The sequence below is a fragment of the Microbacterium jejuense genome (assembly GCF_039544225.1).
GTDB lineage: Bacteria > Actinomycetota > Actinomycetes > Actinomycetales > Microbacteriaceae > Microbacterium > Microbacterium jejuense.
Map to the genome: position 1 here is coordinate 56273 of NZ_BAABLG010000013.1, position 24541 is coordinate 80813.

At 70.7% G+C, this 24541-nt stretch carries 19 protein-coding genes; 2 read left to right on the forward strand and 17 right to left on the reverse strand.

Annotated features, from left to right (window positions below; genetic code table 11):
• The 9 genes from uvrC to ABEA46_RS19295 form a co-directional block, all read right to left on the reverse strand.
• Entirely contained in the window at nucleotides 1–1920 is a 1920-nt protein-coding gene (gene uvrC, locus ABEA46_RS19255) for an excinuclease ABC subunit UvrC (RefSeq protein WP_345546923.1), read from the reverse strand.
• A gap of 5 nt (nucleotides 1921–1925) precedes the next feature.
• On the reverse strand, nucleotides 1926–4865 hold the full coding sequence (uvrA, locus tag ABEA46_RS19260) for an excinuclease ABC subunit UvrA (protein WP_425563236.1): 2940 nt from the start codon (nucleotides 4863–4865) through the stop codon (nucleotides 1926–1928).
• 30 nt (nucleotides 4866–4895) lie between these two features.
• On the reverse strand, nucleotides 4896–5489 hold the full coding sequence (locus tag ABEA46_RS19265; protein ID WP_345546925.1) for a hypothetical protein: 594 nt from the start codon (nucleotides 5487–5489) through the stop codon (nucleotides 4896–4898).
• The gene (locus ABEA46_RS19270) at nucleotides 5486–6799 is read right to left on the reverse strand and encodes a DUF58 domain-containing protein (protein WP_345546926.1); all 1314 of its coding nucleotides are present in this window, start codon (nucleotides 6797–6799) and stop codon (nucleotides 5486–5488) included. Before ABEA46_RS19270 ends, ABEA46_RS19265 begins: the two co-directional genes overlap by 4 nt.
• On the reverse strand, nucleotides 6796–7785 hold the full coding sequence (locus ABEA46_RS19275) for an AAA family ATPase (protein WP_345546928.1): 990 nt from the start codon (nucleotides 7783–7785) through the stop codon (nucleotides 6796–6798). Before ABEA46_RS19275 ends, ABEA46_RS19270 begins: the two co-directional genes overlap by 4 nt.
• Complete coding sequence (locus ABEA46_RS19280; protein ID WP_345546930.1) at nucleotides 7785–8258, reverse strand: hypothetical protein; 474 nt, start codon at nucleotides 8256–8258, stop codon at nucleotides 7785–7787. Before ABEA46_RS19280 ends, ABEA46_RS19275 begins: the two co-directional genes overlap by 1 nt.
• A complete protein-coding gene (locus ABEA46_RS19285; protein WP_345546931.1) occupies nucleotides 8255–8989 on the reverse strand; it encodes a DUF4129 domain-containing protein in 735 nt (244 codons plus the stop codon). The genes ABEA46_RS19280 and ABEA46_RS19285 overlap by 4 nt, the downstream gene beginning before the upstream one ends.
• Nucleotides 8990–9076: 87 nt before the next feature.
• Nucleotides 9077–11533 carry a 5'-nucleotidase C-terminal domain-containing protein gene (locus ABEA46_RS19290; RefSeq protein ID WP_345546933.1) on the reverse strand — a complete coding sequence of 819 codons (2457 nt, stop codon included), beginning with the start codon at nucleotides 11531–11533 and terminating at the stop codon, nucleotides 9077–9079.
• A 169-nt stretch (nucleotides 11534–11702) separates the two neighbouring features.
• The gene (locus tag ABEA46_RS19295) at nucleotides 11703–12143 is read right to left on the reverse strand and encodes a MarR family winged helix-turn-helix transcriptional regulator (RefSeq protein ID WP_345546935.1); all 441 of its coding nucleotides are present in this window, start codon (nucleotides 12141–12143) and stop codon (nucleotides 11703–11705) included.
• A gap of 43 nt (nucleotides 12144–12186) precedes the next feature.
• Here ABEA46_RS19295 and ABEA46_RS19300 point away from each other — a divergent pair, with 43 nt between their 5' ends.
• Nucleotides 12187–12441 (forward strand): hypothetical protein, encoded by a 255-nt coding sequence (locus tag ABEA46_RS19300; RefSeq protein ID WP_345546937.1) that lies wholly within the window; start codon nucleotides 12187–12189, stop codon nucleotides 12439–12441.
• 65 nt (nucleotides 12442–12506) lie between these two features.
• Here the strand turns inward: ABEA46_RS19300 and ABEA46_RS19305 are convergent, their stop codons facing one another.
• From ABEA46_RS19305 to coaE, 4 genes are all read right to left on the reverse strand, one after another.
• The gene (locus tag ABEA46_RS19305) at nucleotides 12507–14576 is read right to left on the reverse strand and encodes a PKD domain-containing protein (protein ID WP_345546939.1); all 2070 of its coding nucleotides are present in this window, start codon (nucleotides 14574–14576) and stop codon (nucleotides 12507–12509) included.
• Between the two features lie 162 nt (nucleotides 14577–14738).
• Nucleotides 14739–16820, reverse strand: a complete 2082-nt coding sequence (gene uvrB, locus ABEA46_RS19310) for an excinuclease ABC subunit UvrB (RefSeq protein ID WP_345546940.1) — start codon at nucleotides 16818–16820, stop codon at nucleotides 14739–14741.
• A gap of 74 nt (nucleotides 16821–16894) precedes the next feature.
• Nucleotides 16895–17557, reverse strand: a complete 663-nt coding sequence (locus ABEA46_RS19315) for a hypothetical protein (protein ID WP_345546943.1) — start codon at nucleotides 17555–17557, stop codon at nucleotides 16895–16897.
• 70 nt (nucleotides 17558–17627) lie between these two features.
• Entirely contained in the window at nucleotides 17628–18248 is a 621-nt protein-coding gene (gene coaE / locus ABEA46_RS19320; protein ID WP_345546945.1) for a dephospho-CoA kinase, read from the reverse strand.
• Between the two features lie 283 nt (nucleotides 18249–18531).
• Here coaE and ABEA46_RS19325 point away from each other — a divergent pair, with 283 nt between their 5' ends.
• Complete coding sequence (locus ABEA46_RS19325; protein ID WP_345546947.1) at nucleotides 18532–19329, forward strand: response regulator transcription factor; 798 nt, start codon at nucleotides 18532–18534, stop codon at nucleotides 19327–19329.
• Nucleotides 19330–19375: 46 nt separating this feature from the next.
• On the opposite strand, the gene ABEA46_RS19330 is transcribed toward ABEA46_RS19325, so the two are convergent.
• The 4 genes from ABEA46_RS19330 to rpsA all read right to left on the reverse strand — a co-directional run bounded on the left by ABEA46_RS19330 (nucleotide 19376) and on the right by rpsA (nucleotide 24438).
• Complete coding sequence (locus ABEA46_RS19330; RefSeq protein ID WP_345546949.1) at nucleotides 19376–20542, reverse strand: hypothetical protein; 1167 nt, start codon at nucleotides 20540–20542, stop codon at nucleotides 19376–19378.
• On the reverse strand, nucleotides 20539–22209 hold the full coding sequence (locus ABEA46_RS19335) for a sensor histidine kinase (protein ID WP_345546951.1): 1671 nt from the start codon (nucleotides 22207–22209) through the stop codon (nucleotides 20539–20541). Before ABEA46_RS19335 ends, ABEA46_RS19330 begins: the two co-directional genes overlap by 4 nt.
• Before the next feature lie 58 nt (nucleotides 22210–22267).
• The gene (locus ABEA46_RS19340; RefSeq protein WP_345547248.1) at nucleotides 22268–22801 is read right to left on the reverse strand and encodes a GIY-YIG nuclease family protein; all 534 of its coding nucleotides are present in this window, start codon (nucleotides 22799–22801) and stop codon (nucleotides 22268–22270) included.
• Between the two features lie 188 nt (nucleotides 22802–22989).
• Nucleotides 22990–24438 (reverse strand): 30S ribosomal protein S1, encoded by a 1449-nt coding sequence (gene rpsA / locus ABEA46_RS19345; protein WP_345546953.1) that lies wholly within the window; start codon nucleotides 24436–24438, stop codon nucleotides 22990–22992.
• Between the last annotated feature and the right edge of the window lie 103 nt (nucleotides 24439–24541).

Sequence of the window (24541 nt, forward strand, 5' to 3'; positions counted from 1 at the left end):
CTACCCATCCGCCGGTGCCGCGAGATGCGCGTGCACCGCCGTGGCGAGCTTGGGTCCGACCCCCGGAAGCTCGGCGATCTCGTCGGGCGTCGCCTTCTTCAGCGCGGCGACCGAGCCGAAGTGACGCAGCAGCGCCTTGATGCGCGCATCGCCGAGCCCCGGCACCTCGGCCAGCACGCTCTGGATGTCGCGCCGACGACGACGGCGCTGGTGCGTGATGGCGAACCGGTGCGCCTCGTCGCGCAGCCGCTGCAGCAGGTAGAGCGCCTCGGAGGTGCGCGGCAGGATCACCGGATATTCCTCGTCGGGCAGCCACACCTCCTCCAGTCGCTTGGCGATGCCGCACAACGCGACCTCTTCATGCCCCGCGTCGCGCAGCGCGCGGGCCGCCGCGGCGACCTGCGGCTGGCCGCCGTCGACGACGAGCAGCTGCGGGCGGTACGCGAACCGCGGCTTGCGCCGTTCGGTCACGACCTCGCCGTCCGCCGTGACGTCGGGTGCGGCATCCACCTCGTTCTCTTCCGGACGATCGAGGTAGGCGAGCCGGCGCGTCAGCACCTGGTACAGCGAGTCGGTGTCGTCGGTGGTCTCGGCGACGCCGAACGAGCGGTACTGATCCTTGCGGGGCAGCCCGTCCTCGAACACGACCATCGAGGCGACGACGTTCGTGCCGCTCAGGTGCGACACGTCGTAGCACTCGATGCGCAGCGGCGCCTCGGCCAGTCCCAATGCCTCCTGCAGGTCGGTGAGGGCCTGCGTGCGCGCCACGTAGTCGCTCGTGCGCCGCGTCTTGTGCAGCATGAGCGCCTGCTGGGCGTTCAGGCTCGCGGTGCGCATCAGATCGGCTTTCGCGCCGCGCTGCGCGACCTGGATCGTGACGTTCTTGCCGCGCCGCTCGCGCAGCCATTCCTCCAGGTCTGCGGCATCCTCGGGCATCGCCGGGACGAGCACCTGCTTGGGGATGTCGGCGGCCGCGGCGTTGCCGTAGGTGCGCTGCAGCACCTGGTCGACGAGATCGCCGCCGGTGATGTCGATCTCTTTCTCGATCGTCGTCGCCCGCACGCCGCGCACGCGCCCGCCGCGGATCACGAAGTGCTGCACGGTCGCGGCCAGTTCGTCCTCGGCGATGCCGAACAGGTCGGCGTCGGTGTCGGCCGCGAGCACCAGAGCGCTCTTGTTGAGCACGGCGTCGATCGACTGCAGCTTGTCGCGGTAGCCGGCGGCCGCCTCGTAGTCCATGGCGGCGGATGCCTCCCGCATGCGCGCGGTGAGGGCCCGGGTAAAGCGCTGGTCGCCGCCGGACATGAACGCGATGAAGTCCTCGACGATCGCGCGGTGCTCCTCGATCGTCACCTTCATCGAGCACGGGCCGCCGCAGCGGCCGATCTGCCCCGGGAAGCAGGGCCGACCGGTCGCCATCGCCTTCTTGTACGACGAGTCGCTGCAGGTGCGGATCGGGAACACCTTGATCATCAGGTCGATCGTGTCGTGCACCGCCCACACCTTGGGGTACGGCCCGAAGTACTTCGCCCCCGGGATGCGGCGGTTGCGCGTCACGATCACGCGGGGCGCCTCGTCGGCGAGGGTGATCGCCATGAACGGGTACGACTTGTCGTCCTTGTAGCGCACGTTGAAGGGTGGATCGAACTCCTTGATCCACTGGTACTCCAGCTGCAGCGAATCGACGTCGGTGGCGACGACAGTCCACTCCACCGACGCCGCGGTCGTCACCATGCGGCGCGTGCGCTCGTGCAGCGTGTGCAGCGGAGCGAAGTAGTTCGACAGCCGCGCACGAAGGTTCTTCGCCTTGCCGACGTACAGCACGCGGCCGTCCACGTCACGGAACCGGTAGACCCCCGGGTTGGTGGGGATCTCGCCCGGCTTCGGCTTGTAGGGGACGGTGGGTGCGGAGCGTGCCATGCCGCTCAGCCGGCCTTGCGGGCCCCGACGAGCTCGGGGACCACGTGCGTCGGAGCGTGCAGCCCGAGGACCTCGGCGAGGAACGCGCCGGTGTGGCTGCCCTCGGCGCGGGCCACCTGCTCGGGCGTGCCTGTCGCGATGACCTGCCCGCCGCCCGAGCCGCCCTCGGGGCCGAGGTCGATGACCCAATCCGACGACTTGATCACGTCGAGGTTGTGCTCGATCACGATCACGGTGTTGCCTTTGTCGACGAGGCCGTTCAGCACTTCGAGGAGCTTGCGGACGTCCTCGAAGTGCAGGCCCGTCGTCGGCTCGTCCAGCACGTAGATGGAGCGGCCGTTCGTGCGCCGCTGCAGCTCCGTCGCCAGCTTGACGCGCTGCGCCTCGCCGCCGGAGAGGGTCGTCGCCGACTGACCGAGCCGCACGTAGCCGAGGCCGACGTCCACCAGCGTCCGCAGGTAGCGGTGGATCGCCTGGATCGGCTCGAAGAACTCCGCGGCCTCGGCGATCGGCATCTCGAGCACCTCGGCGATGTTCTTGCCCTTGTAGTGCACCGCCAGCGTGTCGCGGTTGTACCGCTTGCCGTGGCACACCTCGCAGTCGACGTACACGTCGGGGAGGAAGTTCATCTCGATCTTGATCGTGCCGTCGCCCGAGCACGCCTCGCAGCGGCCGCCCTTGACATTGAAGCTGAAGCGCCCCGGCTGGTAGCCGCGGACCTTGGCCTCGGGGGTCTCGCTGAACAGCGTCCGGATGCGGTCGAACACGCCGGTGTAGGTCGCCGGGTTCGACCGCGGCGTGCGGCCGATGGGCGCCTGGTCGACGTGCACGACCTTGTCGAGGTTCTCCAGGCCGGTCACGCGGGTGTGCTTGCCGGCGACGCGGCGGGCGCCGTTGAGGCGCGTCGCGAGGACCTGGTACAGGATGCCGTTGACGAGCGACGACTTGCCCGATCCACTCACTCCCGTGACCGCGGTCAGCACCCCGAGCGGGAAGTCGACGGTGACGTTCTTGAGGTTGTTCTCGCGCGCGCCGACGACCGTCACCTGCCGCTTCTTGTCGATCTTGCGGCGCTTCTTGGGCGTCGGGATCGCCCGGCGGCCCGACAGGTAGTCGCCCGTGATCGACGCGGTGTCGGCGAGCAGCTCGCCGATCGGGCCCGAGTGCACGACCTCGCCGCCGTTGACACCGGCGCCGGGGCCGATGTCGACGACCCAGTCCGCGGCGTGGATGGTCTCTTCGTCGTGCTCGACCACGATCAGGGTGTTGCCGAGGTCGCGCAGCGCCACGAGCGTCTCGATGAGACGCCGGTTGTCGCGCTGGTGCAGGCCGATCGAGGGCTCGTCGAGCACGTAGAGCACGCCGGTGAGGCCCGAGCCGATCTGCGTCGCGAGACGGATGCGCTGCGCCTCGCCGCCCGAGAGGGTGGCCGCGGCACGACTGAGGCTGAGGTAGTCCAGCCCGACGCGGATCAGGAAGTCCAGGCGCAGGCGGATCTCGCGCAGCACCGCCGCCGCGATCGTCGCCTCACGGTCGGTCAGCGTGAGCTTCGCGAAGTACTCCCGGGCCTCGCCGAGGCTCAGGCGGGAGGCATCCGCGATCGAATGACCGTGGACGAGCACCGCGAGCACCTCGGGCTTCAGGCGGTCGCCGTCGCAGACCGGGCACGGCACTTCGCGCAGGTACTCCGACCAGCGCTGGCGCTGCGTGTCGGACTCGGCCTGCGTGTACTGGCGCTCGATATAGGGCACCACGCCCTCGAAGCCCGACGAGTAGCGCATCTCACGGCCGTAGCGGTTCTTCCACCGCACCGTGACCTTGTAGTTCTCGCCGCGCAGGACCGCTTCGCGGACCGTCGAGTGCAGGTCTTTCCAGGGCGTGTCGAGCGAGAAGTCGAGATCGGTCGCGAGGCCTTCGAGCAGGCGCTCGTAGTACTGGAAGAGGCCCTTGCCCTGCGTCGTCCAGGGGATGATGACGCCCTCGCGGATCGAGAGGTCCTCGTCGCCGAGCATCAGGTCGACGTCCACCGACATGCGCGTGCCGAGGCCTGAGCAGGCCGGACAGGCGCCGAACGGGGCGTTGAACGAGAACGTGCGCGGCTCGATCTCGGTCAGCTGCAGCGGGTGACCGTTCGGGCACGCCAGCTTCTCGGAGAACGACTGCCACGCGGCATCCCCCTCCTCGTCGACGAAGTTGACCTGCACGACGCCGCCGGCCAGCGACAGCGCGGTCTCGACCGAGTCGGTGACGCGGTCGAGGATGCCGGGTGCGGCGACCAGACGGTCGACGACGACAGCGATGTCGTGCTTGTAGCTCTTCTTGAGCGCCGGCGGCTCGGCGAGCTGGATCAGCTCGCCGTCGACGATCGCACGCGCGTAGCCCTTGGCGCCGAGCTCTTTGAAGAGGTCGACGAACTCGCCCTTCTTCTGCGTGACGACCGGCGCGACGACCTGGTAGCGGGTGCGCTCGGGCAGGTCGATGAGCTGGTCGGCGATCTGCTGCACCGTCTGACGCTGGATCGTCTCACCGCACTCCGGGCAGTGGGGCACGCCGATGCGGGCCCACAGCAGACGCATGTAGTCGTGGATCTCGGTGATCGTGCCGACCGTCGAGCGCGGGTTGCGGTTGGTCGACTTCTGGTCGATCGACACTGCAGGCGAGAGCCCCTCGATGAAGTCGACGTCCGGACGGTCGACCTGGCCGAGGAACTGGCGGGCGTACGCGCTCAGCGACTCGACGTAGCGGCGCTGGCCCTCTGCGAAGATCGTGTCGAACGCGAGGCTCGACTTGCCCGAGCCGGACAGACCGGTGAACACGACGAGAGAGTCGCGCGGGATGTCGAGGTCGACGTCCTTCAGGTTGTGCACGCGGGCACCGCGGACGCTGAGCTTTCCGCTGGTGCCGAGGGCGGTTCCGGGGGTGCTTCCGGACAGATTTCCGGGCAGGGCGACAGGGACGATGGGCACCCGACAAGTCTAGGCGGGGCCTCCGACATCGGCTCCGGATCGTCCTGACCGAGCGCTGTGAGCGTTCGGCGCCTCGGCGTCGGCGCCGGCATCCGCGCGATGCAGCGCGTACAGCCCGATGCTCACCGCGACGATGAGCAACCCCGCCCCGGCCAGTGCCGCCCACGCCAGCCCCGCACCTTCCTCGGGCGCAGCGAGCCTCGCGACCCCGAATGCGACGGCCTGCGCGACCAGCTGGATCGCGACGAACCGGCCGAGGGTCGGCGCCAGCGCACGCAGCGCGATCCAGGACCGCGCCGGCACGGTCAGCGCGAGCGACGCGAGAACATGAACGGCGTGCACGACGAGCACCGCGATCGCGGTCTGCGCCGGCAGCGGGTCGGCGAGCAGCATCCCGAGTCCGATGCAGGCTCCGCCGATCCAGCCCCCGAGCGAGCGCGGCACGATCGCGCCGATGACCGCCACCGTGATCGCGACGCCGCGCCACAGCGGGACCGGCACGAGAGCCATCGCGCCGGCTGCCGTCACGGCGACCAGCAGCACGCGCACCAGCAGGGCCGGCACGCCGCCGCGCACGCGGAAGGTGTGGGTGCGCTCGCTCATCGCCGCGCCCCCGTGCGCCGCCGCTGCCCGCGCGCCGCGACGCGCAGTGCCGTGTCGGGCGACCCGCTCCCCCACGCCACGACGTCGATCCCGGTCGCCCTCAGCTCGGCGAACACGTCCTCGCGCTCGGCGAGCAGGGTGCGCATCGCGAGCAGCTGCTCGCGGCTGAGCCGCTCGGCGCGCGGTGCGGGCAGCACGTCGACGGCGACCACCGCATGACCCGCGGCACGCCAGTGCGTCGCGAGCTCGGCGGCGGCGCCGTCGAAGAACGTCGACAGCACGAAGACGATGGATCCGTGCGCGATCACCGGCGCCCGCCGGTACCGCACCTCGACGTCGCCCGTGCCGGTCGCGGCGATGACGTCGCGCAGCCGCGCGAGCTGGCGCGCCCCCGCACCGGCGCGCACCGTGCGGCCGTCGGGCGCGAGCACGTGGTACGCGACGCGGTCGCCCGCCTGCACGGCCGACGTCGCGATCGACAGCGCCGCCTGACGGGCGTGGTCCAGCGACGTCACGCCACTGTGCTCGGGATCGTCGGTGCCCCACGTCACGACGGCCTCGCCGAGGTCGTCGGCGGTGTCGATCGCGATGACGACGGTGCTGTCGCTCAGCGCCTGGGTGCGCCGCACCAGCAGATCGCCGGGGCGTCGTGCCAGGCGGGCGGTGGCGCGCCAGTCGACGCGACGCAGCTCGTCTCCCGGCGCGAACGGGTGGATGTCGCGGAAGTCGCCGCCCTGCCCGGGCCGCGAGCCCTCGTGCCCGCCGTGCAGGCCGGTGAGCCGCAGCGCCACCGGCAGCTGCTGCAGCGGGACGGTCTCGGGCACGGCGTTCCAGGTGAGCGCCGTCCGGGGTCCGGGGTCGCTGACCCAGGCCCCGTCCTGGGCGACTCCGCGGGCCGTGACGGCGAAGAGCTCTGTCGGCCCCGTGTGCCGCAGCCGGCTGCGCGTGCGCATCGCGCCGTCGCCCGGCGCCGCATCGGCCAGGCCGGTGCGCCTCCCGCCCTGGTCGACGGCCAGCTGCACCCAGTCGGCGGGGGCGGCGGCATCCACCTCTCCGACGACGGCACCCGATTGCGGCGTGCCCGACGCGCGAGCGCCGAGGACGAGCCGAAGGATGCCGGCGGCCGGGCGCCGCGCGAGCGCCCACGCCGTCGCGAGCCCGAGCGGCAGGCCGACGGCCACCAGATCGGGGCGCGAGAACGCCATGCCCGCCGCGGCCAGCAGCACGGCTCCGCCGAGGCCCAGCGTGACGACCGGCGTCCGCCGCCAGCGCAGCGGCGCCTCGGTGGTCGTCCGGACGCCCTCGGTCATCGCGGTTGCGCGACGGTCGGCGGGACGGGGACCTGCGAGACGGCACCCGACACCACCGCTGCGGGGTCGACGCCCTGCGCCCAGGCCTGCGGGGTCAGCGTCAGGCGGTGCGCGAGCACCGGGACGGCCAGGTGCTTGATGTCGTCGGGGCGGACGTACGCGCGCCCGTCGAGCGCCGCATAGGCGCGCCCCAGCAGCACCAGGGCCTGCGAGCCGCGCGGCGACGCGCCGACGGCGACGTGCTGCGCCGTGCGGGTGGCCCGGGCAAGGTCCGTGCAGTAGCGCGCGATGTCGGGATCGACGTGGATCGTCTCGACAGTCCGCTGCAGCGCCAGCAGCCCGTCGGCGTCGAGCACCTGCGCGACGACCGCATCCGGACTCTGGCGCCGCACGCGGTCCAGGATGATCTGCGTCTCGCCCTCGGCCGTCGGGTAGCCGACGGACAGGCGCACCATGAAGCGGTCGAGCTGCGCCTCGGGCAGCGCGTAAGTGCCCTCGTACTCGATCGGGTTGGACGTCGCGATGACGTGGAACGGCACCGGCAGCGGGAAGCGCACGCCCTCGACGGTCACCTGCCGCTCGGCCATCGCCTCGAGCATCGCCGACTGCGTCTTGGGCGTCGTGCGGTTGATCTCGTCGGCCAGCAGCAGCCCCGTGAAGATGGGCCCGGGGCGGAAGCGGAACTCGCCGGTGTCGGGCGCATAGACGTACGAGCCGGTGACGTCGCCCGGGAGCATGTCGGGCGTGCACTGCAGACGGCGGAACTCGAGCCCGAGCGCGGTCGCGAGGCTGCGCGCGGCGAGCGTCTTGCCCAGCCCTGGGACGTCCTCGAACAGGACGTGCCCGCCGGCCAGCACGGCCGCCAGCGCGACGGTGAGCGGGTCGTCCATGCCGACGATGGCCGTGCGCACGCTGTCGAGGACGCGCCGCCCGAGGTCGGCGATCTCGTCGGCGGACGGGAGGGGTCGGGTGGGTTCCGGGTGCATCAGCGCTCCTGGTTCGTGGGGGACGGAAGTCGGTCGATCGCGCTCATGACGAGTTCGAGGTCGGCGCGGGTCACCTCGGCGTGTGAGAAGGTCTCGCGGATGCCGGCGCCGAGGAGCGCGTCCACCGCGGCGTTCTGGCCGGGATCGTCGAGATCGAGCCCGAGCCGGGCGAGCCGGTGGCGCAGCACCCGCTGCACGCGGCGCACCATCAGGAATCCCGCCTCGCCGGTGCGCGCGTTGATGTTCCAGGCGAGCCGCGAGACCTCGGAGCCCCGCGGTCGTCGCTCGGGACGCGGCGGCGGCCACGCTCCGTCCTCGATCAGCCCGGCACGGCTCAGCAGACCCACCGCGGCCAGCAGCAGCAGCCACGCCGTGGCGAACTCGACAGGCACACCCAACCGGTCGAGCACGAAGACGATGCCGACGCCGACCGCGGCGGCCAGCACGACGAGCAGCACCCGCTTCACGATCACCGCCACTCCCCCTCGATCCGCTCCAGCAGCCGCCGCGCCTCCGCGCGATCGGCCTCGGTCGCGGCGTACCCGCCGAACCGCACGCGTTCGTACAGCGAGAGCAGCCGCCGAGCGTCCTCGTCGATGGCGGACCGCCGTGCGATGATCCGCACCGCGAACTCCCCCGGCGTCTCGCTGACGCCCCGGACGACGCCCGAGTCCGCAGCGGCCTCTTCGACACCCACCCACGCGGCGACGATGGCATCGCCCGGCACCGCCCGTTCGCCGATGTGCCGCAGCGCCGCGGCGATCCCGCGCTGGATCACTGCCGCGTCCGGCTGCGCCTCGGTCGCGGCGGCACCGCTCGACGCCGCCGCGAGCACGGCTCCCTCCCGCACGTCCAGCTCCCGGTTCTCCCACGCCCGGCGGATCGCGCGGATCACGGCCACGACGACCAGCGCGAGCAGCGCCGCCGCGACGAGCCCGAGGAGGATCAGGATCACGGTGCGGACAGCACCGGGATCGCCCTCGCCTTGCGGCACCGGAAGCGGCTCGCCGCTCGTGGTCGGCTCGGGTGCGGGCTCGGGGACGGTCGTCACCTGCGGCTGCGGGACGGACCGGAACTGCGGGGCGCCCTGCACGCTCGCCAGCAGCATGAGCAGGGCGCACACCACGGCGACGACGCCCGCGGCGACGAGACCCCGCACGAGTCCGCCGGTCCGCTCCGGGCGGGAGCGGACGGCAGGTGTCATGTCCCCACCCTAGAGCCCCTCCCGACACGCGAACGGGGCTTGCCGCATCGATGGATGCCGCAAGCCCCGCTGCGCGGTGGAACGGTGTTACTTCACTTCGACCGTGACCGTCGCGCTCGTCGACGGCTTCACCGTGTCGCTGCCGCCGTAGACGACGGACAGCGGGTGCGAGCCCTTGTCGAGCTTGGGCAGCTTGATCTGCACGACACCGCCGTTGCGGGCGGTCAGGGTGACCGTCGCGATCGCCTCGTCGCCGTCATAGATCGTCGCCTCGCCGAGGGCCGGCGTGCCGTCCTCGGTGGTGACCGTCGTCTTGTACTGGATGACGCCGTTGCCCTTCGAGTTCGCGAAGGTCTTGTTCGGCATGCCCACAGTCGTGCTGTCGGCCTTGTCGATCGCGACGGGGACGACGACCGACGTGCCGGTCTGCGCACCGGTCAGCGTCAGCTCGACGGTGGTGCCGCGGGCGACCGAGGCCGGGAGCGTCACCGACACCGACGCGGTGCCGTTGTCGTCGTACACCGCGGTGCCGATCGTGTTGTCGACCGGGAACGAGCCGAGCGCCAGACCGTCGAGCGAGACCGCGATCTCGCTGTCCTTGAGGTCGGCCGCCGTCGACATCGCCCACGACTTGACGCCGAAGGCGACCGCCGCACCCGGGTCGTACGCGCTCGGCGCACCGGCCGGGAACGCGACCTCGACAGCGTGCTGCGCATAGTCGACTGTGAGCGGCGCGGACGCGGCGAACGCGGCCATGTAATCGACCATCGCCGCCAGGTCCACCTTGCCGGTGTCGCGCTTGCTCGCACCGTTCGCCAACTCGAAGAAGTTGTCGCCGCCGGTCGAGAGGAACGAGTTCACGGTGACCGAGTAGGTCGTCGCGAGATCGATCGGCTCCCCGTTCAGCCACATCCCGGTGACAGTGCCGTATGCCGCCGTGTACGGGACCTTCGACTCGTCCTCGGGGGTCGTGGGGTTGTCGAGCGGGTATTCGCTGGCGTAACGCTGCGTGTAGGTGTACTCGAAGCCCTCCGAGACGCCGAGCCGCAGGAACGGGCGCGTCATCAGCCGGTTGAGGTTGTCGCGCGGCTGCCACTGCTGCTCGAGCACTGTCTTGATCTGCGCGCCGGTGAGCTGCATGTTGACGAGCGTGTTCGCGAACGGCTGCACAAGCGCGGCCTGCTGATAGGTCAGCGTCGCCGGATAGCCTGCGGAGTTGCTGCCGACCATGTCCTGGCGCAAGCCGCCCGGGTTCATGAACGCGATCTGCGCGGCGCCCGACTCCGGCTGCTCCGTCGCCCAGCGCTGCACCTCGGCGACCAGGTTGCCGAGCGTCGACTCGCCACCGCGGTTCTCGGTGCTGCCGTTGGCGAGCTTCGCACGGTTGAACGGCCCCGAGATCTTGCCGAGCTCGACGGCTCCGAGAGCCTCGGCGTCCTTCTTGGCCTTCTGCGCGATCGCGTCCACCGCAGCGTCGACCGGGTAGTTCGCGACCCACTTCGTCGTGGGCGTCGTCGCCGGCGGAACCGGCGGCACGATCTCGGCGTGCTCGAGCGCGAGGACGTTCTGCTGCTTCGCCGTCACGTCGCCCTGGTCGTCGACCGAGAACACCAGCTGATTGAGGTTCGTGCCGTACTGACCGGCCGAGACGACGGGGCGCGTCGTGACAGCGCGGCCCTCGTCGATCCATGACTGCATCGGATACTCGCAGTTGTAGGCGAGGTGGGTGTGACCCGACACGATGGCATCGACGGCAGGCGAGATCCCGCGTACGATGCCGCCCCAGGTCGTCCCGGCAGCAACGCCCTGCGTGCAGTCGGTGGTGGCCGCGCCCTCGTGGACGAGCATGATGACGAGGTCCGCGCCGGAGGCGACCAGATCGGCCGCCTCGGTGTTGACGGAGGTCACGATGTCCTCGACGGAGATGTCGGCGATGCCGCCGGGGCTCACGAGCGTCGGCAGGTCTTCGGTGACCGCTCCGACGAAGCCGACCTGCACACCGCCGACGTCCTTGATCCACGTCGCCGGGACGGCCGGATCACCCGTCGCCTTCATCTTGAGGTTCGCCGCGATGTACTGCCACTGCGCCCCGCCGAACGGGTTCGTGGTGGGGTCGTACGGCGCCATGACGCGATTCACGAGATCGCTGTAACCCTGGTCGAGCTCGTGGTTGCCCACCGCCGACACGTCGAGTCCGGCGGCGTTGAGCGCGTCGATCGTCGGCTTGTCGTGCTGGATGAACGACTCGAACGTCGACGCGCCGATGAGGTCGCCCGCGGCGGCGAACACCGTGTTCGGGTTCGCGGCGCGCAGCTGCTCGACTGCGCCGGCCAGCACGGCCGCACCGGCCTCGCCGTTGGACGTGTTGTCGAGGATGCGGCCGTGGAAGTCGTTGGTCGCCAGGATCTGGACGTCGGTCGTGGCGGCGTAGGCCGCGGGGACGACGAGACCGCCGGTGGCCAGCGCGGCGACCGTGACGGCCGAGGCGCCGAGTACGAGACGGCGGCGGGAGGACGGGGGCGCGGAACGCGGATCAGAGCGCATGGGTGCGTGCTTCTTTCTCGTATGCGATGCAGGGCGGCACGTCGGGACCGGGCCGGGTTCGGGTGGACACCATCGCGCCGTTTCCGAGACTAGGAGAATCCTGGACATTCGCCTAGAGGTGCGATGAACAGTCCTGCAACGGTTGGAGAACGAGCCGCCGACGCGGCGCTCAGCGCGCGCCTGAGAACGGGCGCAGCGCGTCGCGCAGGGCGAGCAGCGCCGTGGCGTCCGTCCCCGCCGCGGCCATCACCTGGCCGGGCACCCCGAGCGCGCGCTCACGCAGCCGCACGCCGGCCTCGGTGAGCCCGACATCGAGCACGCGCTCGTCGCCGTCACGGCGGGCGCGCGTGACGAGGCCCTGCGCCTCGAGCCGCTTGACCAGCGGCGACAGTGTCGCCGGCTCCAGCGCGAGCTCGCCGGCGATCTCGCGCAGCGATCGCGGCGACCGCTCCCACAGCGCGAGCATCACGAGGTACTGCGGATGCGTCAGCCCCATCGGCTCGAGGATCGGCCGGTACAGCCCCACGACGTTGCGCGCCGCGGTGACCAGGGCGAAGCACACCTGGTTGTCGAGCGCGAGCAGGTCGTCGGGGCTGGGTGCGGCATCCACAACGCGATCCTATCGTGCGCTAATCGTTAGTACACTAAGGAACATGTCTGACCCGGATGCCTCCCCCGCCGATTCCCGTCCCCTCCGGCAGCGCGTGCGTGAGGCCGGCGGCTGGTACGCGTGGTTCAACAGCAGGCTGATCCGGCTCGCGGGCCCGGCGGCGGTCGGTCCCTACGAGACGACTCCGCCGCCGACCGCGGCGGAACGCGCCGAGCGGGCGTGCCCGCTGTGCGGCGCACCGATCTCGCAGCACACCTTCGACCGGTCCGGGCCGAAGCCCCTGATGCACTGCCCCTGAGCTCCGGCGGGCGCGCACGAGGCGCCCGATCCCGCCGCCAATACGGGATCGGACGCCCTGTGTCGCTACTTGGCCTGCAGCTTGAAGGTCACCACCGTCGAGGACGGGGCGTACTTGCCCCCGAGCCCGCCGTAGCTCGCCGTCAGCGTGTAGGTGCCGTTCTTCTGCGCCAGCTTGAGCGTCGTGGCCGCGATGCCGTTGCCGTTCGCCGTCGCCGACGCCGTCTGCGACCCGAGCGTGAACGTCACCGGAGCGCCCGCGACAGCCTTGCCGGCGGCATCCTTCACGACCGCCGACAGCGTGATGACCTTGTTCGGTCCTCCGGTCACCGCACCCGTGTAGGTCACCGACGTCGCCTTGACCCCCACCGCGAACGGCGAGCTCGCCGCGCCCGCGTTGTACTTCGCGGATCCGGCGTAGGACGCCGACGCGGTGTACGACCCGGCCGGCAGCTGCGTCGTCGGCGTGACGCCGGCGATCCCGGACGAGTTCGTGCCGATCGTGCCCTCGTTCTCGCTGCCGATCGCGAACGCGACCGGCGCCGAGTTGACCGCGTTGCCGAACTGGTCGACGACGCTCGCCGACATCGGCACGGGGGTGTCGAACGTTCCGCTCGTCGCTCCCAGGTACGAGACGGTCACGTTGCGCTTGCCCACCGTGATCGTGCGCGCGGACGCGGGACTGCATGCGCCGTTCTTGTCGCACGCGACCAGGGTGGCCACGTACGAGCCCGGCTCGGCGTACGCGTGCGTGGCCGACGCGCCGCCCGAGGTCGCCGAGGGCGTGCCGTCGCCGAAGTCCCACGTGTAGGCGAGCGTGGCCTGATCGACCGAACCGGGATCCACCGCGCTGCCGTTGAAGGCCACGTTGCGCCCCCAGACGGCCGACGTGTCGGGACCTGCATTCGAGACCGGTGCGACGTTCGAGACCGAGACCGTGAACGACTGCTTCGACGAGTTGCCGGTGGTGTCGGTGACCGTCAACATGCCCGTGTACGAGCCGTTGTCGGCGAACTTGTGCTTGGGGGTCGCGCCGAACTCGGTGCCGCCGTCGGAGAAGTTCCACACGTAGGCGAGCGCGTCACCGCACACCGAGGTCGTGCCCGACGCGTCGAACTCGATCTCCTGTCCTTCGGCTCCGGAGAAGGATGCCGCCAGCTCGATGTCCGGTGGCACGTTGTTGGGCAGCACGGCACCGAAATCGACCGGCGCACTGGGCGCCGTGAGCACCATCTGACCACTCTCGGGCCCGATCGTCGCGATCGTCTCGTCGACCACATTGACCGTGAAGACCACCGTCACGTCGACCTTGATGTTGACCGTGGTCGTGGCATCGAACGACGGCGAGGTCTCGCTGCCGGTCAGGTCGTAGATGAGGTCGTTGCCCGACGGCACCGTGCACGGCACCTGGACAGGATCGGCGACCGACGACGGCGATGGTCCGTCGAACTGCAGGTTGCCGGTGAGCGGGGAGCCCGCCCCGAACGTGATCGACCGCACGGTCGTCACGCCGTCCGGCGTGATCTGCAGCGTCGTCGTCAACGGCACCGAGACGACCACGCCCTGCCCCAGGAAGGTCGCGTCGAGCACCGTGAACGTGTGCGTCGCCTGGCAGCTGTAGTTGCCGTCGCCGGAGAGCTTCAGCGGACACGTCGTCGTCTCGCTCACCGAGGCGTGGAACGGCGCGACATCCTCCTCGGACCCCGCGTCGGGGAAGGACGGCTGGCCGGCCTCGGTGAAGTTGTAGAGGCCGACGTCGCCGTCCAGCCCCCATGTCAGCGTGAGCGGCCCGGAGCCTGGCGTGAGCTTGTCGACCAGATCGAGCGTCTGCCCCTGGCGGAGCAGCGACTGCGAATACTGGTACGACATCGTCGCGGTCGGCGACCAGTGGGCCTTGACGGATGCCGTCAGCCGGACGCCGACGCCGTCGTCGCCCGGGATGCAGGTGTCGCAGCCGGCGGCGAAGCCGTAGTCCTGCAGCGTCGCCGACCCGTCGAACGACAGCGTCGTCGATGGATTCGCGGCCGACGCAGGAGCCGCGACGCCGACGAGTGTCAGCGCCGCGGCGACGAGGGCCGTGGTCAGAGCGGCGATGCCGCCCCTGACTCTGCGCCCCGAATAGGCAGAGTGGAACATTGCGAAGTCTCCTCATCGCGTGAACACGAGAAATGGAGACACGTCGCGGGTTGGCGCCCCCCGGCATGCCAGATCAGGCCTTCTCCCCCAGCCGGACCCGATGCACAAAGTACCCCCGTCAGCCCCGGAGCACCATACCCCTGGCCAAGAACGATTTCGGGATCACGCGTGACCGGCCCGCTCCATCGCCCGCAGCTCTTTCTTGAGGTCTTGCACCTCGTCGCGCAGCCGGGCGGCGAGCTCGAACTTCAGCTCACCGGCGGCGGCCAGCATCTGATCGCTGAGGTCGGCGATCGTCGCCTCGAGCTGCTCGGCCCCCTCGGCGCCGATGCCCTCACGACGCAGCTGCGGCGTCGGGCTCTTGCCCATGCCCGACTTCGTCTTGGCCGACGCCTTGCCGCGCAGCATGCGATCCGTGTCGGACGCCTCGCGCGCCAGCACCTCGGTGATGTCGGCGATCTTCTTTCGGAGCGGCTGCGGGTCGATGCCGTTCGCCTTGTTGTACTCGATCTGCTTCTCGCGGCGACGATCGGTCTCTTCGATCGCCTTGGCCATCGAGTCCGTCATCGTGTCGGCGTACATGTGGACCTCGCCTGACACGTTGCGCGCCGCGCGGCCGATCGTCTGGATGAGCGATGTGCCGCTGCGGAGGAACCCCTCCTTGTCGGCGTCGAGGATCGACACGAGCGACACCTCGGGCAGGTCGAGACCCTCTCTGAGCAGATTGATGCCGACGAGCACGTCGTACACGCCCGCGCGCAGCTCGCTGAGCAACTCGACGCGGCGCAGCGTGTCGACGTCGGAGTGCAGATAGCGCACGCGCACGCCATGCTCGCCGAGGAAGTCGGTGAGCTCTTCGGCCATCTTCTTGGTGAGTGTCGTGACGAGCACCCGCTCGTCGCGCGCCGCGCGGATGCGGATCTCTTCGAGCAGGTCGTCGATCTGACCCTTGGAGGGCTTCACGATGATCTGGGGGTCGACGAGGCCGGTCGGGCGGATGATCTGCTCGACCACGCCGTCGGCGATGCCCATCTCGTAGCGTCCCGGCGTGGCGGACAGGTACACCGTCTGCCCGATGCGGTTCTTGAACTCGTCCCAGCGGAGCGGTCGGTTGTCCATCGCGCTGGGCAGCCGGAAGCCGTGCTCGACGAGCGTGCGCTTGCGCGAGGCATCCCCCTCGTACATCGCACCGATCTGCGGGACCGTCACATGCGATTCGTCGATGACCATGAGGAAGTCGTCGGGGAAGAAGTCCAGCAGCGTGTGCGGCGGCTCACCGGCGGAGCGGCCGTCGAGGTGGCGCGAGTAGTTCTCGATGCCCGAGCAGAACCCGAGCTGCTGCAGCATCTCGAGGTCGAACGTCGTGCGCATGCGCAGGCGCTGCGCCTCGAGGAGCTTGTTCTGCGACTCGAGCTCCTTCAGCCGCTCGCCGAGTTCGTCCTCGATCGTGCCGATGGCGCGCTGCACCGTCTCGGTGCCCGCCGCGTAGTGCGTGGCGGGGAAGATCGGCACGCTCTCGAGCCGCTGCACCACATCGCCCGTGAGCGGGTGCAGCATGTACAGCGCCTCGATCTCATCGCCGAACATCTCGATGCGGATCGCGTACTCCTCGTACACCGGGATGATCTCGATCGTGTCGCCGCGCACGCGGAAGTTGCCGCGCGAGAAGTCGACGTCGTTGCGGTTGTACTGCATGCCGATGAACTTGCGGATGAGCGCATCGCGGTCGTACACCTCGCCCACCTGCAGGGCGACCATGGCGCGCAGGTACTCCTCGGGCGAGCCGAGGCCGTAGATGCACGACACGGTGCTGACCACGATGACGTCACGGCGACTGAGCAGCGAATTGGTCGTCGAGTGCCGCAGCCGCTCGACCTCGGCGTTGATCGACGAGTCCTTCTCGATGAAGGTGTCGGTCTGCGGGACGTACGCCTCGGGCTGGTAGTAGTCGTAATAGCTGACGAAGTACTCGACCGCGTTGTGCGGCATGAGCTCGCGGAACTCGTTGGCCAGCTGCGCGGCGAGGGTCTTGTTGTGCGCGAGCACCAGCGTCGGCCGCTGCACGGCCTCCACGAGCCACGCCGTGGTGGCCGATTTGCCGGTGCCGGTCGCGCCGAGGAGCACGATGTCGGTCTCACCGGCGTTGACGCGGGCGGCCAGTTCGGCGATCGCCTGCGGCTGGTCGCCCGATGGCGCGAATTCGCTCACGACCTCGAACGGCCGCACGGATCGAGTGGTCTGCACCGATCCAGCGTATGACGGCCCTCCGACATCGGGGCCGGGTTCGCGATGAGCGGATGCCGCACCCGCCGCGTGCGTCAGCCGCCGAACCCGCCGCCGCCGTCGAATCCCCCGCCGAAGCCGCCCGAGTCGACCCCGCCGCCGTCGTACGAGCCGCCGTCGAATCCTCCGAGCCCGCCTCCGTCGAATCCCCCGCCGAAGCCGCCGGCGCCCGGGTCGTATGTCTCGCCGACCCACGCGGGTGCCGCGTCGAGCTGCAGCGACCCCGCACCGACCGTGTAGTACGCGGCGATCGAGCTCGACACCAGGAACTGGTCGGCCACGAGCACCAGGACGCCAGCACTCAGCAGCAGGGACCGCACGTCGACCGCGTCGCGCGGATCGTCTACCCCGCCGAGCGTCGTGACGGCGGTGCCGGTGACGGGGCGGGCAGCCGCGTCCGCTCCCCCCGCGCTCGCGCGCCGCGCGCGATGCTCCTCGGCGCGCCGGACCAGACGGGCGATGACGGTGGGGTCCGCGGCGGCAGTGTCGCGCTCGGACTCGGCGAGGAAGGGGCGCAGCTGCTCGAACAGCTCGCGGCGGCGCTCGGGCGGCAGATCTGCGAACGCGGATGCGTGGGCGCTCTCGATCACCGACGCCGGCAGGGCGCCCAGCAGGTAGACATAGCGCGCGATGCGCTCCTCATCGGTCGTCGCACGGTACGGGGTGCGACGGCGCCGGAACCTTGCGAACACGCCCATGCGGCACCTCCTCGTCCCGACTCCAGCGTAGGCCCGCCCGCGCCGTCAGCGGGTGCCCGCCTGTCGGTCGTCAGGCGCGCGCCCGTCGCTCCAGGTGGTCGGCCAGCCGCACCCACAGGTCGTCGACCTGCCGCAGTGTGTCGTCGATCGTGCCGGCGGTGTCGATGACGACGTCGGCGATCCGCAGCCGCGCCTCGTCCGGCACCTGGGAGGCGAGGCGGGCCGCGGCCTCCGCCGGCGTCAGGCCGCGCAGTTCGACGAGCCGGCGCTCGCGCACCTCGGCGGGCGCGTGGGCGACGACGATCAGCTCCCAGGGGTCGTCGACCCGCGCCTCGACCAGCAGCGGCACGTCGTACACGACGACCGCACCGGGGTCGGCCGCGAACGCCTCCGCGAACCGGCGGGCGGACTCCGCACGGACCGCGGGGTGCACGATGGCATTCAGGCGGGCGATCGCGGCGTCGTCGCCGAACACCGCCGCGCCCAGCGCGGCGCGGTCGAGCGAGCCGTCGGGCTGCAGCATCCGTGCGCCGAAGGCGTCGGCGATCGCCGCGAGCACAGCCGATCCGGGCGACTGCACGTCGCGCACGATCCGGTCGGCGTCGACGACGACGGCGCCGTGCTCGGCCAGCCGGCCGGCGATGGTGGACTTTCCCGAGGCGATGCCTCCGGTGAGGGCGACGAGCGGCATGTTCCGAGGATGCCACGTCCCGCTGAACTGTGCGGTTCCTGAGGCGCCCTTGAGGCCGCCTTGAGGGCGCCGCGGTAGCCTCGGTGCACCGAAGAGACGAGGAAGCGCCTGTGATGGTGGTACCCGTCTCCGGCTCGACGGAGCAGCAGCCGTGGGGGCGTGAGCTGCTCGAGTCGGTGCACCGAGGACGCGCGAGGGGCGGGATCTGGGGAGATCTCCCGCCCTCCGCGCGGCCTGCGGCCTCGCGTCCGGGTCTCGTGGCCCCGACCGGCTCTGGGATATCATGACCGACGTCCAGGAGGAGCCGGTCGTGACGTCGCCGGCGCCGGAAGGGTCATCGGTGGAGGAACCTCGCGTCGCCGTCGTCATCGAGGACGAGGACGACATCCGCTCGCTGCTGTCGGTCGTGCTGGCCCAGGCGGGTTTCGAAGTGCACGGCGCGGCCGACGGAGCCGAGGGCGTCGAGCTCGTGCGCGAGCACGCCCCGCTGGTCACCACCCTCGATGTCAACATGCCCGGCATGGACGGCTTCGAGACCGCCAAGCGCATCCGCGCCATCAGTTCGACGTACATCGTCATGCTCAGCGCCCGCACCGAAGAGATCGACGCGCTCCAGGGGCTCGAGGCGGGGGCGGACGACTACGTCGCGAAGCCGTTCCGGCCCCGCGAGCTGCGGGCGCGCATCGACGCCATGCTGCGACGCCCGCGTCATCATGTCGCGACGGAGGCATCGGCCTCCGCGGCGGGGAACGAAGGCGACGCGTGGCTCGAGCACCGCGGGCTGCGCTTGAACGTCGACACCCGCATCGTCGAAGTGGACGAGGCCGGTGTGGAGCTCACCCGCAGCGAGTTCGACCTGCTGGCCGACCTGCTCGCCGCCGGCCGCCGGGTGCGCGCGAAGTCCGACCTCGCGCTCATGCTCCGCGGCGATCCGTTCGCCGCCAACTCGTACGTGTGCGACAGCGACGCCCGCGCCATCGAGGTGCACATGGCGAACCTGCGCCGCAAGCTCGGCGAGTCGCCCGCGCAGCCCCGCTGGATCGAGACAGTGCGAGGCGTCGGCTACCGCCTCACGGCGTGACGCGTCCCCAGCCGCGTGCGTCGGGCCGGCGGACGAGTGGATGCCGCTACTCGGGGTCGCCGACCAGCACCGAGGTCTCGACGTTCGCCGCCGCCCGGCTGGCCGCTTCGCGCGCGACGCGCAGCAGCCCGTCGGGATCGTGCCCGACGGAGTCGCTGAGGGCGACGCCGACGCCCACGACGGGGATCACACCCCCGCCCACGCGACCGAGGTCGTCGAACAGGCCGCGGTAGATCGCGCCGGCCTGGCGCCGCGCCTCCTGCGCCGACGCGACCGCGAGCGCCACGGCGATGCCGGTCGGCCCGTCTTCGGCCACGACGGCGTTGGTGGGAGCGTGGCGTCGGACGCCCGCGCGCCAGGTCTCGGCCACGTTGCCGGCGACCTCGCTGCCGAAGGCGGTGGAGATCTGGTCGAGGTCGTCCACGCGCACGACCGTCACCGCGACGGTCTCGCCGCGTCGCGCCCCGCGGCGCGACAGCCCTTCCAGCACGCGCGCGAACGCCTCGGCTGTGAGCAGCCCTTCGCCGTCGACAGTCTCGTCGATCCGCCGCACGTAGCCGCGCATCGGCGCCCGGGACGCACGCAGCACCGAGGTGACCACCACCGCGACGATCGTGAGCGTCACGGTGAGGAAGCTCGTCGTGAGCGTGCCGAACGCGGACTGGAACAGCGCACTGTCGGGCCCCGAGGTGACGAATGCCGTCGTCCGCGACACGTAGTACAGCGACTGGAACCCGAGCACCGCACCCAGCACCCACGCGGTGCGGGACTCGCGCAGCGCGCCACGCAGGCACTCCACCGCGCCGGCGCCCGCGAAGGCCAGGAGGGGCACGAACATCCACAGCGCGCCCGCCCAGTCGCCGCCCGCATCGCCCTGGATCGCGACCGCGGTGAAGGCGGCGATCACCGCGGCGCCGACCAGGCTCGACGACCACGACATGCGGCGGCCGTTGAACCGGCGGCAGCCCAGCCACATGCATCCGGTCCCCGCGACGAAGGCGGCGTTGCCGACGGCGACAGCCCACCACGCGCCGTCGGTCTGCGCCCACACCGTGTAGGCGAGCGTGGTGAGCATCGCGGCGAGGAACCCGATCGACCAGATGCGCCCGGCGCCCTCGTCGCGGCGCAGCAGGGTCTCCAGGATGAACAGCACACCGCTCACATTGACCACCAGCGCGGTCATCACCAGCACGCTGTCGAGGTCGAGGATCATGCCGGGTCTCCTTCGGGAGCGATCGCAGGGAGCTTCACGATGAATGTGGAACCGACGCCGACCGCGCTGCGCAGGCCGAGCTCGCCGCCGTGGGCGCGCACGATGTCGCGGGTGATCGCGAGGCCCAGCCCGGTGCCGGCGCGACGCTCGGACCCCGCCTTGTAGAAGCGCTGGAACAGGCGTGAGCGATCGGCCTCTGAGATGCCGACGCCGGTGTCGCGCACCAGGATCCAGCTCGACGTGCCGTCGCTCGTGGTGCCGACGTACACGGTGCCGCCGTCCTTGTTGTAGGCGATCGCATTCGACACGAGGTTGTCGACGACCTGCCGCAGGCGCAGGGCGTCTGCCCACGCTGTCGCCGGTTCGAGCCCCGTTACGTCGATCGTGATGGCGCGGCCGGCCGCACGCGTCACGGCGTCGGCGGCGGCCGCGCGCACGAGGTCCTGCACGTCGAGCAGCTGCGGCACGAGCGACGCCTCGACCGACGACGGCGACGAGCTGGACGCCGCGAGGATGTCGGCGACGATGCGCAGCAGGCGCTCGGCGTTGCGCTCGGCGACGTCGAGGCCGTCGCGGACGTTCGAGGGCGTTCCGGGATCCTCGATCGCGAGGTCGAGGTACCCGAGGATCGACGTGAGCGGGGTGCGCAACTCGTGCGACACCGACGCGACCAGCTCGTCGCGGGCCTTCAGCGCCATGAGCTCGGCGGTCACGTCGCGCGAGACGACGATGGCGCCGGCATCCTGGCCGTCGGGGTCGGTGAGTCGCCGCGCCGCCGTGGTGAGCGCGCGCCGCGGCCCCGGTTCGACGCCGAACCACACCACCTGGTCGTCGAACGACTCGCCGCGCCGTGCCCGTTCCAGCGGCAGCTCGGCGGCGGGCAGCGGCGTCGTCCCGTCGTCGCGGAACGCGGCGGCCTCGGCATTGTCGTCGGGCTCGATCCCCTGCTGCAGACGGCCGTGCGCCTCGTTCGTGACCGCCACCCGGCCGTCGGGTGCGATCCGCACGACGCCGAAGTCGACGGCGTCGAGCACCTCGGTGACGATCTGCTCCTGCCGCCGGGCGCGGTCGAGGATGCTGCGCAGCAGCTGCGACTGCTTGGCCAGCAGCGTCCGCTGCGCATCTGAGCGGCGCGCGTTCAGGTGACTCGTCGTGGCGACCGCGATCAGCACGAGCGGCAGCAGGAACGTGCGGTACGTGACCTCGGTCGCGTTCTGCACGGTGAGCACGCTGATGACCCCGGCGATGGCGACGATGACGCCGAAGAGCCCCAGCAGCCCGAAGCCGCCCGCGAGCCAGGTCGTCGGGAAGATCCACAGCAGGCCGAGCACCGAGTCCGGCGCCGCGATCTGCATGATCGTGATGGCGAGGATGTCGATCGCCGGGACCACCGCGACCCACCCGTAGGGCATCCGGTTCCACGGCACGACGAGGGTGGCAGCCGTCACGACGACGACCACGACGAGCCCGACGAAGAACATCACCGCATCGCCCCGGAACGGCCCGAGGGCGACGAGCACGCCGAGCACGAACACGACGGCGGCCAGCAGCAGCTGGTTCAGTGTGGCGGTGCGACCGCGCGTGCGGTCGGCGGCGTCCGGGGCCGGCGCATGCGTGCGCGGGCGCACTCCGGGCTTACCCGTTCCCCCCGGCGTGTCGGCGCTCACACCCTGAAGGTAATGGATGCCGCCACCCGGCGGCATCCGCAATGCCACTGTGCTGCTGTCACAGCCTGGCCGCGAGGGCTTCGCTCACCCATCTCGCGTGCAGCCGCCACGGGTCCTCGACACCGGCCGCGAGCACCGCGACATGCGCCTGCAGCGCCGGCGAGATCCGGAACCACTCGGTGCCGGGATGCCGGTCCTCGGCGAACTGCGCGTGCCTCGCCTGCTCGACCGGGCGTCCGCCACGCTCGAACGCCAGCAGCTCGTCGTGCCAGATCGCCGCGAACCGCTGCCGCGGATTGCCGGTCGTGCCGATCTTGATGCGGTCGGCGTAACGCAGGTAGTACACGACCTCGACGCGCGGCGGCGCGATGTCGGCGTCGGGGACCTCGCCGTGCCGCCACTCGCACACCGCGCACAGCCAGCCGGACGGATAGCGCACGCCCAGCCGCGATCCGCACAGCCGGCACGGCGACGGCAGCACGTCGGCGACGCCGTACGCACTCTCGCCCCACTCGACGACTGCAGCGAGGTGACGCTCACACAACGGCACCGGCGCGTCGGACGGCACCGGGCCCCGGCATCCCTCGCCCATCAGGCAGCGCGACGGCGCCGGATCGACATCCGAAACCGGTTCGGCACGCACGGCAGGTCTCACAGGCACGCAGCGACCATACGCCGGGCCCCCGACATCGCCCGGGCAGGCGAAAGGGGCCGCCGCCTTTCGGCGACGGCCCCTTTCGGACCAGACGGTTCAGCGAACCGCGAGCGTCAGCTCTTCGATCAGCGACCCGAGAGCTTCTCGCGCAGAGCGGCGAGGGCCTCGTCGTCCGCGAGCGTGCCCACCGGGCCGCTGTCGGACGAGTACGAGGACGAGCCGGTCTCGACCGGAGCGGCGGCCTCGGCCTCGAGGGCCTTGATGACGGCAGCCTTGTGCGCCTCCCAGCGAGCGTGGGCGGCGGCGTACTCCTGCTCCCACTTCTCGCGCTGCTCGTCGAAGCCTTCCTTCCACTGGTTGGTCTCGGAGTCGAAGCCCTCGGGGTACTTGTACTCCCCGTTCTCGTCGTACTCGGTGACCATGCCGTAGAGGGCCGGGTCGAACTCGGTGCCGTAGGGGTCGACCGACTCGTTCGCCTGCTTGAGCGACAGCGAGATGCGGCGACGCTCGAGGTCGATGTCGATGATCTTGACGAAGACCTCTTCGCCGACCGACACGACCTGCTCGGCGAGCTCGACGTGCTTGCCCGACAGCTCCGAGATGTGCACGAGGCCCTCGATGCCGTCCGCGACGCGCACGAACGCGCCGAACGGAACGAGCTTGGTGACCTTGCCCGGCGCGACCTGACCGATCGCGTGCGTACGGGCGAAGACCTGCCACGGGTCCTCCTGCGTCGCCTTCAGCGACAGCGAGACGCGCTCGCGGTCCAGGTCCACCTCGAGGATCTCGACGGTGACCTCCTGGCCGACCTCGACGACCTCGGACGCGTGCTCGATGTGCTTCCACGAGAGCTCCGAGACGTGGACGAGACCGTCGACGCCACCGAGGTCGACGAACGCACCGAAGTTGACGATCGACGAGACCGTGCCCTTGCGGACCTGGCCCTTGTGGAGGTTGTTGAGGAACGTGGTGCGCGACTCGGACTGCGTCTGCTCGAGCAGGGCGCGGCGCGAGAGCACGACGTTGTTGCGGTTCTTGTCGAGCTCGAGGATCTTCGCCTCGATCTCCTGGCCGAGGTACGGCGTGAGGTCGCGGACGCGACGCAGCTCGATGAGCGAAGCGGGGAGGAAGCCACGCAGGCCGATGTCGACGATGAGGCCGCCCTTGACGACCTCGATCACGGAGCCGGTGACGACACCGTCGTTCTCCTTGATCTTCTCGACGTCGCCCCACGCACGCTCGTACTGCGCGCGCTTCTTCGACAGGATGAGGCGGCCTTCCTTGTCCTCCTTCTGGAGAACGAGGGCTTCGACCTCGTCGCCGACCTTGACGACCTCGTTGGGGTCGACGTCGTGCTTGATGGAGAGCTCACGCGAGGGGATGACGCCCTCGGTCTTGAAGCCGACGTCGAGGAGGACCTCGTCGCGGTCGACCTTCACCACGGTGCCTTCGATGAGGTCGCCGTCGTTGAAGGACTTGATCGTCAGTTCGACCGCGGCCAGGAAGTCCTCAGCAGATCCGATGTCGTTGATCGCGACCTGCTTGGTGGCCGTGGCGGTCGTTGCGCTAGTCATGTAGTGGGTTGTCCTTGTTGGGTTGGGATATCAGGCTCCGGGCCTCAGCGGCCTCCGACCGCGCGGACGCGAACGGATGCCTCAGACCGAAGCGAAGCGGATT